Origin of the sequence: Anaeropeptidivorans aminofermentans, assembly GCF_940670685.1 — a bacterium.
Classification (GTDB): domain Bacteria; phylum Bacillota; class Clostridia; order Lachnospirales; family UBA5962; genus Anaeropeptidivorans; species Anaeropeptidivorans aminofermentans.
Genome location: NZ_OW711693.1, coordinates 1,522,529 through 1,537,056 on the forward strand (window position 1 = coordinate 1,522,529; position 14,528 = coordinate 1,537,056).

A 14,528-nucleotide genomic window follows, 5' to 3' on the forward strand; every position below is an offset into this window, starting at 1 on the left:
CCTTAGAAGACTGCAATTATTTTAGGTATTATGAAGAATATTTTGACAATAAAATCAAAAGTATTTACTTAAGGATCAGATGTTATAATTCTTTTATAGGAAGATTTATTACAGTAAAAATTTTACTATGCACCATAAAAGGATTACTTATATTAGAGTTACTATTTTTATAAGAGGAATAAGGATTTTCTTTATTTATAATAAATAAATTATTTTATATTTCAATGGGGACCTGTATATGCAGAAATTAAAACAGCATATAACAGGTCTTATTATTTCATAGAACAATGGTTTGTTTTTATAATAAAGGTTGTTTTATTTGATGTGTGACAGCACCTATTTAGGCAAGACTCTAAAAAGGTGTTATTACACATTCTTTATCAGTATCTTCGTCTTCTGGCGTCCATACTACTTATTTATAAATTGTATGGATAAGCAGTAAATACGCCGCCCATAATACAATTTGTTATTTTAAAATAATAAATCGGATTGGTTTGTCTAAATGCTGCCTATAAACTTAATTACAGTTTAAAATACATTGAAGCCAAATCTTTCTTATCTTGTTGCGGTATATGTTGTATCCATGCTTGTAATATGGCCTTTAGCAAATATACTGATATAAAAATCAAATATTCGGTGTAAACCGGCATTGCTTAGACAATGCCGGTTTTTTGTTTGCGGATAGGTTCTTTTATTTAAGTTACCCTTCTTTTTCCTTATGCAATTATTACAATAGTTAAATTATTTTATAATGATAAAATGTTAAGATTAATAGATAAGAGCTAAAGCTACAGCAAGGTTAGATAAAATTAAAATAACCACAGAAGGTGATTCTCTATAGCTAAAAATACGCATTTTCATTGAAAAAGCTGCAAATTTGAACTATTCTGAATAGATGTCTTTTATGATTTTTATTTATTTGTTTAACTATTTCGATAGCTTTATTTAATTAAAGTGAATTTATTGATATAATATTATTGAAATTACAGCAGGGGAACTTTATATAAAGGAATATCCACTCCTGTTAAGAAGCTTAATAATACAAAGGAGGAGGATTATATGCTGAGAAAACCGATATACGGTGCCGGAAATATGCTAAAGAAAGCTAAGGTTTCTTTTTTTAGAAATATATACAGCATGAGAAAACGGTTTTTTGTTCCATGGAAACATAATATGCAGTATGCTCAATACAAATTTGAAATGGGGTGCAGGGCATGAAGCCAAAGTTAAAGTTTGACAGATTTAAATCATTGCTGCCTTATTTTCTGCTTGCAGTGGCAATTATAGCAGCATATAAAATCATTATGGACTTAAATATTTTTATAGATTTTCTAAAGCAGACATGGACTATTGTTACACCATTTTTCTATGGTTTTTTACTGGCATATGTCTTAAGCATACCCTGCGGCGGAATAGAAAGAATATTGGCACGAGCAAAAAACGGATTTGTTTCTAAAAGAAAAAAGGCACTCAGTATCTCCATTACATATGTGCTGTTTTTGCTGCTATTGGTTTTGACGGTGAGGCTTATTATTCCTTCCGTGTATAAAAGCATTTTGCTTTTTATTGCAAATTTTCAGACCTATTATAACAGGGCCCAGCAATTTATTAATTATATCAATGATTTAGATATTTTATTTATTGATATAAGCGTGGATAAAATTAAAGCAATGGCTGGAAGCCTCAGTATGGAAAATCTGTCCAGCTCTATTAATGCTTTATTCAGTGTTTCATCTGCCATATTTAAAAGTTTTCTTGCTTTTATTTCATCAATCTATATTTTATATGAAAAAGAAAGGTTCAAGGCTTTTCTTTCCAGACTTATTCGGGCATTTTCGTCAGATCAGGTTTTTAACATCATTATGAAGTATTCAACCGGATTAAATGAGAATTTTAAGAAATATATTTATACACAGACCATCGATGGCTGTATAATTGGAATTATTGTTACGATTGAATTGCATTTGATTGGGTCTCAGTATGCGCTAATGCTTGGAATTATGCTTGGAATCGTAAATTACATACCTTATTTTGGTTCCATTATCGGCACGATTGTTGCGATAATTGTAGTAGCGCTTACCCAGGGGCTTCCATCTGCGGTTTTAACGGCAGCGATTCTCTTAATAACACAGCAGATTGATGCAAACATCATTCAGCCTAAATTAATGGGCGGCTCTTTTTCGCTAAGCCCATTATTGATTATTGTGAGCATTACTGTTGGCGGCGCTTTCTTCGGCGTTTTAGGTATGATTGCAGCTATCCCTATTATAGCTGTTTTAAAGAATTTACTTGAGGATATTATCGAATATTATGAAAAAGAGAAATTAAAGGAATCGGAACAAAGATAAGCAATATAGGTAAAAAGCGATTATAAATTATAATTATTTTTGGTATATGCTATATGTCGGAATTGATACACGGTGTATTTTCAGATTCGCCGGAGGATATTTTTAATTCTGAAAGCCGCCGTGTTACGATACTCAGGGCAATCATATCATCAATATAGCCAAAAGGGAAAATATAATCCGGTATTACGTCCATCGTCAGTATAAAATAAAGCAGGCCGCTGCCAATTAATATCTGCCTGTCTACTGCTGTACTTTCTTGCATAAACTCCATATATAGTTGGTTTAAGCTGTCAATGACGTGGCCTGAGGCATTAATGCTTTCGATTTTTGAAGGGAAATTTTTAGCTACCATCTGCTTTCCTTCTTCAATACGTACATAATCTTCATATTGAAGAAGTGATTTTTGGATTTCTTCACAAACAGTCGCTAAATTGATATGGTAACCGGACAGCATTTCCCGTATTGCATGAACAATACGGAGCTCATCCGACGGCGGGTTTATAAGGGAAATGCCGTGTAATTTCAGAAAATGCTCTATGGGAATTTCCAGGCATTCCGATAAAGCCTTTATATGGGCAAGGGTGACTTTTTGTTTGCCTGAAATAATACGGGAAATGGTTGATACCGAGATACCGGAGCATAGGTTAAGCTGGCGCATAGAGATCTTTTTCTTTTCCATTACCGCTTTTATTAAATGGCTGGAGGATTGGAAATCGAGATCGTCATAAGTGATATTGTCGGATATAAAACTCATTTTTGATGACCTCCGCTATGCAATAATACCTTATTATATGCCTGGTGTTTCCTTTTTGTGTTGGAATTAACCTAATATGAAACGATTCGTTGCATGTTTGTAACACCTGCGGGAAAATCGGCATAGGATAAGGTATCCTATAGAAAGCGGGTGCCACCAAATGTACTTAGTTTTTCTTGAGGCGCTGATGCTTGCCTCAGCCTTATCTTTAGATGCATTTATCGCTAGTTTTGCTTACGGAAGCAATAAAATAAAGATTCCATTTTCTTCTGTACAGGTCATTAATATTATTTGCAGCGTTATTCTGGGGATTTCTTTGCTGGCGGGGAGCTTTGTCCGCGGCTATATCCCTGAATCAGTAACGGCGCTTATCTGTTTTTTTATTTTGTGTGCTTTGGGAGTCGTGAAGCTTTTAGACAGCATGACCAAGACCTTTATTCGAAAGCACACCAATTTCAATAAAGAAATCCGTTTCTCAATGTTAAATTTTAAGTTTATTCTAAGCCTATATGCAGACCCGGAGAAAGCAGACGTTGATGATTCTAAGCTGATTTCTCATGAGGAAGCTGCATCTCTTGCTGTGGCGCTGTCTCTGGATGGTTTGGCGGTGGGATTTGGCGCAGCGCTTGGAAATGTAGATGTTTGGGCCGTAATCTTCTGCTCTTTTATTGTCGGAACACTGGCGGTTATTTCGGGTCATTTTATAGGGGAGCGGGTAGCAAAAAATCTATCCGTTAATCTTTCATGGCTAAGCGGAATCATGCTGATTGTTCTGGCATTTTTAAAACTAATGTAATGAAGAAAAACTCATTAAACTTAAAAATAAAAAGACTGTTTTGAAGTTTAATAAATATATATGCGAAAAGCAGCTATTTTGAAGTCAGGAACGTAGGGAGTACGGAGCCGGCGGGAGGATAGATTATGATAAAAAGCAGCCAGCAATTATCCTTTTAAAGGAAATGCCGGCTGTTTTATTTATAAGAAAATGAAGGTTACTCATGCTGCTGTTTATGTTAAGTAAACTTAAAAAGCAATATAAGCGTAAGTGAATAAAGGTTTTTTAATTTATTAACTATAATTTAGTATTACTTTAGTATAAACAGCTTTCTTACAGTTGGTTTTGACTCTAAAAGGGTATGAAGTTTTCGGCAGGGCAGGCACTTACAGATATTGCCCCATAGTTTTAAGCGTTATTATTTTATTTGCAATTCAGTATAGTTCTAGTGCATATTACTTCTGTGAGATGGAAGGAAGGTTGCCGAGATTATTGTTTTCGTTGCCATCCGGCAGGGATTTCAGATATTCTGTGCCTTGGTTTGTTGCAATGCCTACACCTTGAATTCCGCCCTGCCGGGCAAGTGCAACACCTTCTTCTTTAGATAGGATACGTCCATCGGATAGCTTATATCCTGCTACTTTTCCCTTCTCCTTCACAAGTGCTACAATTTGCTGGGCATCAGCGTTTGGTGTGGGAATATCCTGCAGGGCAATTATAGGCAGACTGGCTAGGCTGTTTTGATTATGTTCCATAATTTTATTCCTTTCTGACCTGTCAGAGTCCTTTTCTTAAGGAAGCAACGAACGATTGCATCTCCTCTTTTGACTGGATACTGTGAGTTTGTTCAATTATTTCATTTTGCTTATATCTTGGCAGGCCGGCAAAATAGCTCATAGCTGTTAAATCTTGGGCCAGCGCCATACTTAGTCCTATGGGGATTTCCGAAGTATTTATTTTGTTTTCCATTTTACATCACCTCATGGTTAGTGTGACCTGAAATAAACAAGCATATTCTTTAAATATTTATACTTATAGTAAAACTTAGCATTTTTAATATAATCAAGGAAGGCAGATTATTTTGGCATTGAAAGGCTTTTACTTTAAGGTACAAAAAAGCGGCTTAATCGGAAATTACATAACCGATTAAGCCACTTTTTTTAAGATTTAAATATATGACTTCAGCTCCTAAAAATTCTTCAATTTCTTCTATTCTATTTTTGTATCCAAGTCCAGATTGTTTGTAACCCTAAAAGGCATTAATGTATTGATTTAAATCAATTATATGGTAGTATTATTAGCTTTGCCTATAAATTCTAAATATAGTAAATTTCACAGAAGGATGCAATAAAAATCTATTTTTTATAAGCGGCTTAAACATATAAAAGCGCTATGTTTAAGCCATTCAAAATATACGATTTTTATTACTGTTTCATTTGAAATTTACTATAACCAGCTGCTAAAAAAACATTAGTTGATTTAGCTGTTTGATATGAAAAGATGCTTTCATAGGATAAGCCTAATTGTTATCAATTTTACGGGCAACAACTGCTAAACGTCCGTTTTCATAAGAATATTCGCAGGTTGACAAAACAATGAGCTTATCGCCGTAAAGAGGCGTTATCCCTGTTTCATAGAGGGACAGGGCTTTAATGTTTTGAATATATGAATTAAAATCGTTTTCAGTATGCACCTTATCAGTTTCATAGTATCTGAAAGCTTTTTCATGACTATAGTATACTCGGGAAATAATAACGGCAACAATTTCATATTCTGCTTCTTCGTAAAGAGTATCAAATTGTATAACAGAATGATTTTGGTAATAGGCTTCCTCTTTATATCTTATTAATTCCCCGAATATCAGGCCGCTTTTCATATTATGGCCGTGCATAAGCAAAATGTCGGAGGCCTCGGCATCAGAGCGGGCGTCAAGAAAAGGAAGACCGTTGATATTCTTGTTTTTATTGAAATCATGATTGAGATAGTATTCCTTATCCTCAGGATTTTGCATAACAGGATAGTTTACTTTCGTTCCTTCGATTTTTATCCAGCCGATGATATGAGGATTTTGTTCGTACAGCTCCTGATACTTTTGAAGCATAACCGGTTCAGATACAGTTTCATCGGGAATTTCCATATTAGGAGAGGAGGGGAACTCTGCTTCTTCGTTAAGAAGACTTTCCTTATCTTCTATTTCCTCAATTAACTCTTTTGTTTGTGCCTTTGAACTATAATCTTCCAGAAAATAATTTCCAAGGACCATGAAAGAATAGAATAAAACAAAAATAGAAAGGGCAGCCATAATCCTTTTTTTCTTGCTCATTTTATGACCGCCTTTCTATTTTGAATTTAATTATATTAAATTATATACAATAAATTTAAACAACTTTTTACAATGCCTTCTTTTTTTCAAATGCATATAATCCGATTAATACAAGAGCTGATGCAAGGATAGAAGTAGCATATACACTTATTTTAAGCTTTGTATCACCTGTTTTAGGCACATCATCTAAGATGCCAGTTCCTAAAGGTATTTTTGTTTCTTCGATTTTTATCTCTGCTTCCGGTGTATTGATACCAATTGGTATTTCCTGATCTTCAATATTAACAAATTCCTCTGGTAAGTTGCTTTCCTCTGGTGCTGTTGTGTTACCATTATTTATGTTTTTCTCAGGAACCTTATTCTCATTGGGTTCTTTCGTCTTATCTGGATTCGTGGTATCTCCTGGATCAGTAGAACCACCTGGATTGGTAGTGCTGCCTGTATCTTTTTTCCATGCGGCCCAAAGAGTGATATTTTCTTCTACCGTATCAGAATCAAAATTCCATAAAACAGGGCTATCATTTTCATCTAAATGACTGTACCAGCCTTTAAAAGTATATCCTGAACGGGTAGGGTTTGCAGGGCGGTCTGTAACTTTACCGCCTACAGGAACAGTAACCTTATAAAAATCAGGATACTGAGCTACACCATCGTCCGGGTCGAAGGCTACGATAGCACCTTTTTCCCATGCGGCCCAAAGAGTGATATTTTCTTCTACCGTATCAGAATCAAAATTCCATAAAACAGGGCTATCATTTTCATCTAAATGACTGTACCAGCCTTTAAAAATATATCCTAAACGCACAGGGTCCTGGGGCTTATCAGTAACTTTACTGCCTATGGAAACTGTAATTTTATAAAAATCAGGATACTGAGCTACACCGTCATCCGGGTCGAAGGCTACGATAGCACCTTTTTCCCATGCGGCCCAAAGGGTGGTATTCTCTTCTACTGTATCGGTATCAAAATTCCATAAGACAGGTTCATCATTTTCATCAAGATGGCTGTACCAGCCTTTAAAAAAGTATCCGTCTCTTAAGGGGTCTTCGGGCTTTTCAACGGTGCTTCCTATGGGAACCGTAATCCTGTAGAAGTTCTGATATTGGGTTTTGCCGTCATCCGGGTCGAAGGCTACGATGCATTGCTTTTCCCATGCGGCCCAAAGGGTGGTATTCTCTTCTACAGTGTCGGTATCAAAATTCCATAAAACAGGTTCATCATTTTCATCGAGATGGCTGTACCAGCCTCCGAAAAAATATCCCTCTCTTTCAGGGTCGGCAGGAATATCTGTAATTGTTTCTCCGGCAAGAACATTAACTTTATGAAAATTTCCATAATTCGTTCCGTCGTCAGGATCGAATGCAACAACATATGTGTTGTTATCACTGTAAAGCTGCTGTGATTGTAAAGTATCCGGTGTATCTGTTAAGGGAGCTTCCGTTAAGTCTGAATTATCTTGAGAAGATTCAAGGGATTCTTCTTGTTCAGTAAATTCTGCATTATCCTGAGAAGATTCGCTCAGTTCCTCCTGTTCAATTAATTCTGCATTATCCTGTAATTCAGAGGATGATTGTTCTTCATTTTCTGAATTTAAGTATGAGAGACTATTTTCCAGAGCCAGAGTTGAAGCAGGTGTAAGCCCCAGGATTAATGTTAAAGATAATATCAATGTCAGCACGCGCTTAAATGAGCGGCGTTCTTTCATTTTGTTTCCTCCTTTATTCCTCTTATTATTATGATAGGTAAATAGATAGAGCAGCATTTGTTTATAGTAAAACGATTTTAAAATTGTTTAAGCTTCATCTTAAAACTTTTAAAAGCCAGAAATTTTGAGCCTCTGTCTCTACTGTTTTAAAACAGAGTGTTTAACTTTAAACATCTTTTGTATCTTAAAAATAAATAAATTTGCTTAAGTTTTTCCAGTTAATTTAATAAAATATTACTTTTAAATGCATATTCTGGTTTAGTATACCCTGCTTTTTTCTCCATATGCCCTGTAGAAAAATGGATATTTATATACGAACCTAAGACATTTTGCAGATACTCTCAATAGTTTGGCTTTTTAAAATGTTTATAATATTTTCTTGAAGCATTCCAAAAACCTTATGTACAGGACATAAATTACTGTTTGTACCGAAACGGGTACAGAACCCATCATCTTCCAAACAGCTGTTAATATAAATTTCTCCCTGTATAGTACATACAATATCGTATAGCGTAATATCCGAGGCACTCTTTGCCAGTTTATAGCCGCCACCCGGGCCTTGAACGGATACGATAAATCCTGCCTTTCTTAAAGAAACAGCAATTTTATTAAAATAGGCATGGGTCATGCCAAGCTCTCTTGCGGCTTCCGATGCAGAAAAAAGTTTTGGTGAATGAAGCGTAAGATAAACAACTATTCTAATGGCATAGTCAGTTGTAGTTTGAAATTTCATTATATCCTCCAGTTCCCGCCCTGAGTAATACAGGCATTTATTCAGCTCCTTCCTTATCATGCATGTTTGCGGTCGAATAATAAACCTTACGAGTAAAGATTATCTTATAAAACTCATTAATAATAATTATCATGTACTGAATTGCTGTTTTCATGTACTGAATCATAACACTGAAAATTTTTGTTATTCAATTATGCTTAAAAGAGCTTTTCATAAAATTAAATAAAAAATAAATAAAGCCATTTTTTATCAGATAGTTTCTGAAAATAGCGAAGCAGGGGGAGTTTCTAAGAAAAGAAGAATTTTAAGGAAAATACATAGAAATAACAGTGTTATTTCAAATATTTTTGACAATGCAATTACCTTTTATTGGGAATGAGCCAAGATTACTTATTAAGTAAGACATAGGGGTTATCCCAAAACGGCGGCATAAAAGTGAATTTAAGCTCGCTTTGCACTATATATAACCTGCCTTATGCCAAGATACTTTATTTTTACTGGACTTGTATTTTAATATAAATTTTTTTAATAATTATTCAATAAAGCTATTTGATAATGCAAATTAACTCTAATGGTATTTGTGTTAGAATAATCACGTCATGTAATAATGGAATATAGTCTGACGAATAATCTGTTTAAATCTGTTTTAAAGGCAGAACGAAGAAACCGTTTATTATACATATTTTCAGCCTGTGTTAAGAGTATTTTATGTCAGCTTATTTAAACATTTCCACAGAAGAAGCATATATGGTGTTTTTTAATACTTACAGCGGAGAGGACAATTTTTAATGCTTAATGTTTCAATGCAAAATGTTAGTTTTTATTATAATTCCGATGAAGGTGCAGTGCTTGGGGATATCAATATGGAGGTAAAGGCCGGTGATTTCGTCTGTCTTTTAGGGCAGTCCGGCTGCGGCAAAAGTACATTGCTGCGTCTTCTTGCAGGTCTTGAAAAGCCTACGGGAGGGCAGATGCTTGTAGACGGTAAAGCAATAAATGGGGCCAGCCTTCAAAGAGGCGTAGTTTTTCAGGATTACGGTCTTTTTCCCTGGATGACAGCGGGGGAAAATATAACGATTGCTCTTGAATATCGTTTTCCTGAAATGAAAAAATCAGAGAGAAAAGAGAGGGCACTCCATTGGATGCGTAATGTAGATATGGATGAGTCTTTATTTGATAAATTGCCGGGAGAGCTTTCAGGAGGCCAAAAGCAGCGCTGCGGCATAGCAAGAGCCTTTGCTATTGACCCGCCTATATTGTTAATGGACGAGCCTTTTGGCTCTTTAGATGCAGTTACCAAATCAAAATTACAGGATTTGGTTTTACGGCTATGGCAGCAGGAAGGGGATAAAAGAAAAACCATATTCTTTGTAACCCATGAAGTTGATGAAGCATTGCTTTTGGCTACCCATATATCGGTTTTCAGCCAGTCTCCGGCGAGTATTATGTATTCTCATTCCTTTGATGAGGGCATTAAGCCTACCAGAAAAAATATGCATACTGAACCGGAAATCGTGGATTTGCGTAATTATCTTATAAAGCTCATACATAAAGATGCAGAAGAGAGAGCATACAAATAGGCTCTATAAAAGACCGCATTATTATTTTTAGGTAATAAAATTTAAAGAGAAAAGGTAAGTGAAACATTTACTTTTATCTAAATTTTTATATACAGATACTGAAAATTTTTTAGGACAGAAAATCTCATTAAAGACTACGGAGGATATTATTTATGAATTTTTTCAAAACAACACGTATATTTATGCTTATCTGCGCATCAGCTTTATTCTTAACGAGCTGCGGCAGTAAAGCTGAAAATGCGGCTCCTGCTGAAAAGCCGGCTGAATCTGCGGCTCCTGCTGCAAATGCTGAGACTGAGGCAAAAGATTCTGAGAAAAAGGCCGCACCAGAAGACGTATTAAAGGTTCGCGTCGGTGCCCAGCCTACATCGGGACAGGTATTTCAGTTTATTGCAGAAAAGCACGGCTTTAATAAAGAAGAGGGCGTTGAAGTTGAAATGGTTTGGCTCAGTAATCTCTCAGATGCCGCTTCTGCTCTTACGGCAAATCAGGTGGATGTTTTATCTACATATGGAACAGGCGGGCCGCTTACTCAAATTGCAAACGGCCAGGATTTTAACATGTTTGCAGGATATATGATCATCGGTGAAACCCCTGTATATGGCAAACCTGAAACAGAATATAAGGATTTATCCAGCCTTAAAGGCAAAAAAATCGGCATAACCAGAGGCGGTACTCCAGATATAGTGCTGAAAGGTATTTTATACGATGAGGGCTATTCATTTACTTACGGAGGCACAACCACTATCGGTACAGAAAATGACCCTGATATGATTGAATTCATAGAGTACAAGAAAAACACCGACGTATTGCAGGCCATAGCCAAAGGAGAAGTTGATTTCGGCGCAACAGCTACAGGATATCAAATTCAGGCCAGAGATTTGGGGCTTGAAGTGAAAATGTGGCCGGATGAATTATGGAACAATCATTCTTGCTGCCGTATGCTTGCCACAAATACATATGTTGACAATAATGAAGAGGCCCTTTACCGCTTATTGCGTTCTTATTTACGGGCAGAAGAATATATGCAGGACAATATGCAGGAAGTTTCCGACTTGGTTGTAGAAAACCTTGATTTGCAAAAAGAAACTGCAGATAGTTTTGTATTAAGCCCTCACATGAAATATGATACGGACCCGTACACAAAAAGTGTTGAAGTAATGTGGAATAAAATGGCTAATTTTGGTTATTTGCAGACTGGTGAGATTGATTTAAAGGACCATATGAACTCTGAGATTTATAAACGTGCCCTTGAATCTCTTATTGAAGATTATCCAGACAGCCAGTTTTTTAAAGATAAAATGGAGCAGTTTAATTCTAATAATTAGAGGCTGTTCATACTAATTCAGCAGGTTCTAAAAGGCCGATATTCGCTGCTTGCAGATGTTTCATAAGGAAGGTTTTTTCAGAAAACATCAATAATTTTTTCCTTCGGGCTGGATGTGACCTCTTTTATCTGCCTCTTATTTAGCATGAATATGCCGCGAACATAATTAAAGCTATAAAATAAAGTCAATATAAGAAAAATCATATAGCAGGGGTGTGTATATGCAATTATACGCATCCTATTGCTGTTGTACTGCGTCAAACCTTATAATGTTTTAGGTATTTTAAAAGAAAAAGATCTATTTTATATTTAAAAATGCATTAAGATAAGGAGCTTAGCATCAATGAAAATCCGCAATTATATTAAAAACAGGCTAGGAATCATTCTTATATTTATAGGAATTTTGCTTACATATATTTTGCTTACAGATGTTTTTAATCTTTTGAACCCTTTCCTTTTTTATAGCATAAGCGCTATTCCCCCGCTTTTTAAAGACTATCTTCCTCAGTTAATGGAAGGCTTGAAAAGCTCAATGTCTTTATTAATTATTGCCTATTTTATGGCTCTTTTTTGCGGAATATCCATTGGTGCCTTTATAGGCTCCAAAAATTTAGTACGCAAAAATCTGACCCCCTATATTAATGCGTTCAGTGCAATTCCTGTTACGCTTCTTACGCCTTATGCTATAAATATTCTTCCGTCATTTCGTATCGCGTCTATTTTTATAATATTTTTAGGCTGCTTTTGGATTATTTTAGGAACTACCATAACAGCGGTGATGACAATTGACAGAAGATATTTGGAAAATGCCTCTACTCTTGAAGTTCCTAAGGTTCACAGATTATTCCGTATTATTTTACCGGCGGCTTCTCCGGCCATTCTTACAGGGTGTACCATAGCCCTTAAGCTGGCATTTATGCTGCTTGCTGTTGCTGAAATGTTTGGCGCTACCTCCGGTATGGGCTATTTTATACAGTATTATTCAGATTTCGGACGTTTTGACCTGGTAGCCGTAGGCTTTTTGTTTATGTCCATGGTTCTGGTAATTATTTTGTATTTATTTGATTTTATAAAAGCGAAAATATTATATTGGACAACCAATAATTAATTGAATTTGTTAGGAGAGATACTATGATAGACCGTATGACGCCTTCACAACGTGCTGCCGCTATTGCGAAAGGAGAATCCGCAGACCGCCTGCCATGCAATCCAAATGTCGCCAACGGGGTTGCCCGGGTATATGGCTGCAAAATATCAGAATTTAATACGGACGCCAAAACGCTGGCAAAAGCACAAATTGCTTCTTACCGTAAATTCGGCTATGACAGTATCCGTATTTTTACCGATCTTTTCCCTTGGGCTGAAGCTATGGGCGCAACCGTTGTAAAGCCGGATGATAATACGGTTGATTTAGATAAGCCTGCAATAAGCGATGAAAAGGAAATTTCAAGGCTTATGCCGGCAAATCCTTATAAAGACGGCAGGCTTCCCATTCAATTGGATGCAATGAAATACCTTGTTGATGAAGTCGGCAGTGAAATAGGCTGCTCCTTTGGCGTCGTAGGACCCTTTACAAATGCTTTCTTTTTGCTGGGGGTTGAAAAAACTTTGACATGCATCCGCAAAAATCCTGAGGCGATACATGAGCTTTGTAAAATTTCTTTGGAAACGGTTAAAGCCTATACGGAAGCAGGTATAAAAATAGGGCTTACGCCTTCAATTTCAGAGCCCATGTCTTCCTGTACGGTAGTAAGCCCTAAGGTATTCAAGGAATTTTCATTGCCTTATTTGAAAGAGCTGGTAGAGTTCATAAAGGAAAAGGGCAAGGGCGTTATCATTCATATATGCGGCCAGACAAATAAAATATGGCCCGACCTTGCAGAAATGGGCATTGCGGGAATGAGCATAGATAACGTGGCAAGCCTTACCGAGTGCAAAAACATCATAGGAGACAAAACAAAAATACTTGGCAATGTTGACCCGGGAGGAATCATGTATTCAGGAACGCCGTTTGATGTAAGGCTAAAAACACTGGAATGCATTCAAGAAGGTTATGACAATCCGAAAGGTTATGTAGTTATGTCCGGCTGCAGCCTTCCTGTTGACTCACCTTTTGATAATATTAAGGAAATGATGGATACTGTACGCGATGTGGGATATCCCGTCAATATAAACAAAGTAGAAGCTATGATTGCCGACTGCAAGAAAAAAATCATATAGGGGGAATTCTATTATGGCAAGCAAGGAAGAGTTGTTAGAAGAGCTTTCTCGTTGTGTATTGGAAATGGAAGATGATGAAATATCGGAGGTGGCTAAGGCGTATGCAGATGCAGGGTATGATCCTTTAGACGGCATATTAAAAGGCCTTGTAGACGGCATGAATAAAGCTGCCCAGCTTTATGAGGAGGAAGAGTATTTTTTGCCGGAGCTTTTAATTTGCTCTGCTGCTATGTATAACGGTTTAGATGTTCTTCGCCCTCTGCTTTCCCAGGAAAAATTTGGCAACGGTCACAAAATTGTGATGGGGGTAGTTCAAGGCGATACCCATGATATAGGAAAAAATCTGGTGAAAATTATGCTGGAATCAGCCGGCTATGAGCTTATTGACCTTGGCAGGGATGTGCCGGTAGAGGAATTTGTAAAGGCTGTTAAGGAATATAATGCAAGCGTTTTAGGCATGTCTACTCTTATGTCCACATCCATGAATAATATGAAAAAAGTAATTGAGCTTTTAGAAGCGGAAGGCATCAGAAGCAATGTAAAGGTAGTTGTAGGCGGCGGCCCGATTTCCAGAAGCTTTGCCGATAAAATTGGCGCCGACGGGTATTCCGTCAATGCAATCGAGGCAGTGCATCTGGTTGATAAATTAGTCGGAATATCCCGGTAATTTGATGATAAAGTAAAACAACTTTAAAGTAGTAACAAAACCTATTTTTCATAAGCGGCTTAATATAATAGAAACGCTTCTATTAAGCCATTCAAA

14 protein-coding genes are annotated in these 14,528 nt (G+C 36.4%); 8 read left to right on the forward strand and 6 right to left on the reverse strand.

Features of this window, described 5'->3' with window-relative positions; all coding sequences use genetic code 11:
* Window positions 1-1,059 precede the first annotated feature (1,059 nt).
* Together NBX03_RS06240 and NBX03_RS06245 are read left to right on the forward strand one after the other, a co-directional pair.
* Complete coding sequence (locus NBX03_RS06240; RefSeq protein WP_250229892.1) at window positions 1,060-1,218, forward strand: hypothetical protein; 159 nt, start codon at window positions 1,060-1,062, stop codon at window positions 1,216-1,218.
* Window positions 1,215-2,348 (forward strand): AI-2E family transporter, encoded by a 1,134-nt coding sequence (locus NBX03_RS06245; protein WP_250229893.1) that lies wholly within the window; start codon window positions 1,215-1,217, stop codon window positions 2,346-2,348. Before NBX03_RS06240 ends, NBX03_RS06245 begins: the two co-directional genes overlap by 4 nt.
* A 49-nt stretch (window positions 2,349-2,397) precedes the next feature.
* Here the strand turns inward: NBX03_RS06245 and NBX03_RS06250 are convergent, their stop codons facing one another.
* Window positions 2,398-3,102 (reverse strand): helix-turn-helix domain-containing protein, encoded by a 705-nt coding sequence (locus NBX03_RS06250; RefSeq protein ID WP_250229894.1) that lies wholly within the window; start codon window positions 3,100-3,102, stop codon window positions 2,398-2,400.
* Window positions 3,103-3,262: 160 nt separating this feature from the next.
* Here NBX03_RS06250 and ytaF point away from each other — a divergent pair, with 160 nt between their 5' ends.
* On the forward strand, window positions 3,263-3,898 hold the full coding sequence (gene ytaF / locus NBX03_RS06255) for a sporulation membrane protein YtaF (protein WP_250229895.1): 636 nt from the start codon (window positions 3,263-3,265) through the stop codon (window positions 3,896-3,898).
* A gap of 434 nt (window positions 3,899-4,332) precedes the next feature.
* On the opposite strand, the gene NBX03_RS06260 is transcribed toward ytaF, so the two are convergent.
* The 5 genes from NBX03_RS06260 to NBX03_RS06280 form a co-directional block, all read right to left on the reverse strand.
* On the reverse strand, window positions 4,333-4,632 hold the full coding sequence (locus NBX03_RS06260) for a DUF3892 domain-containing protein (protein WP_250229896.1): 300 nt from the start codon (window positions 4,630-4,632) through the stop codon (window positions 4,333-4,335).
* A gap of 22 nt (window positions 4,633-4,654) precedes the next feature.
* The gene (locus tag NBX03_RS06265; protein WP_250229897.1) at window positions 4,655-4,846 is read right to left on the reverse strand and encodes a YdeI/OmpD-associated family protein; all 192 of its coding nucleotides are present in this window, start codon (window positions 4,844-4,846) and stop codon (window positions 4,655-4,657) included.
* A 550-nt stretch (window positions 4,847-5,396) separates the two neighbouring features.
* Window positions 5,397-6,200: a class B sortase gene (locus NBX03_RS06270; RefSeq protein ID WP_250229898.1), complete on the reverse strand. Its 804-nt coding sequence runs from the start codon at window positions 6,198-6,200 to the stop codon at window positions 5,397-5,399.
* A gap of 67 nt (window positions 6,201-6,267) precedes the next feature.
* Window positions 6,268-7,905, reverse strand: coding sequence for an InlB B-repeat-containing protein (locus tag NBX03_RS06275; RefSeq protein WP_250229899.1), 1,638 nt, complete (start codon window positions 7,903-7,905; stop codon window positions 6,268-6,270).
* 319 nt (window positions 7,906-8,224) lie between these two features.
* Window positions 8,225-8,638, reverse strand: coding sequence for an RrF2 family transcriptional regulator (locus NBX03_RS06280; protein ID WP_250229900.1), 414 nt, complete (start codon window positions 8,636-8,638; stop codon window positions 8,225-8,227).
* Window positions 8,639-9,426: 788 nt separating this feature from the next.
* On the opposite strand from NBX03_RS06280, the gene NBX03_RS06285 reads away from it, so the two are divergent.
* The 5 genes from NBX03_RS06285 (at window position 9,427) to NBX03_RS06305 (ending at window position 14,432) form a co-directional block, all read left to right on the forward strand.
* Complete coding sequence (locus tag NBX03_RS06285) at window positions 9,427-10,218, forward strand: ABC transporter ATP-binding protein (RefSeq protein ID WP_250229901.1); 792 nt, start codon at window positions 9,427-9,429, stop codon at window positions 10,216-10,218.
* Window positions 10,219-10,370: 152 nt separating this feature from the next.
* A complete protein-coding gene (locus tag NBX03_RS06290) occupies window positions 10,371-11,546 on the forward strand; it encodes an ABC transporter substrate-binding protein (protein WP_250229902.1) in 1,176 nt (391 codons plus the stop codon).
* 342 nt (window positions 11,547-11,888) lie between these two features.
* Window positions 11,889-12,653 carry an ABC transporter permease gene (locus NBX03_RS06295; RefSeq protein ID WP_250229903.1) on the forward strand — a complete coding sequence of 255 codons (765 nt, stop codon included), beginning with the start codon at window positions 11,889-11,891 and terminating at the stop codon, window positions 12,651-12,653.
* A 23-nt stretch (window positions 12,654-12,676) separates the two neighbouring features.
* On the forward strand, window positions 12,677-13,765 hold the full coding sequence (locus tag NBX03_RS06300; protein WP_250229904.1) for a uroporphyrinogen decarboxylase family protein: 1,089 nt from the start codon (window positions 12,677-12,679) through the stop codon (window positions 13,763-13,765).
* 13 nt (window positions 13,766-13,778) lie between these two features.
* Window positions 13,779-14,432, forward strand: a complete 654-nt coding sequence (locus NBX03_RS06305) for a corrinoid protein (RefSeq protein ID WP_330638493.1) — start codon at window positions 13,779-13,781, stop codon at window positions 14,430-14,432.
* The last annotated feature ends 96 nt before the right edge of the window (window positions 14,433-14,528 follow it).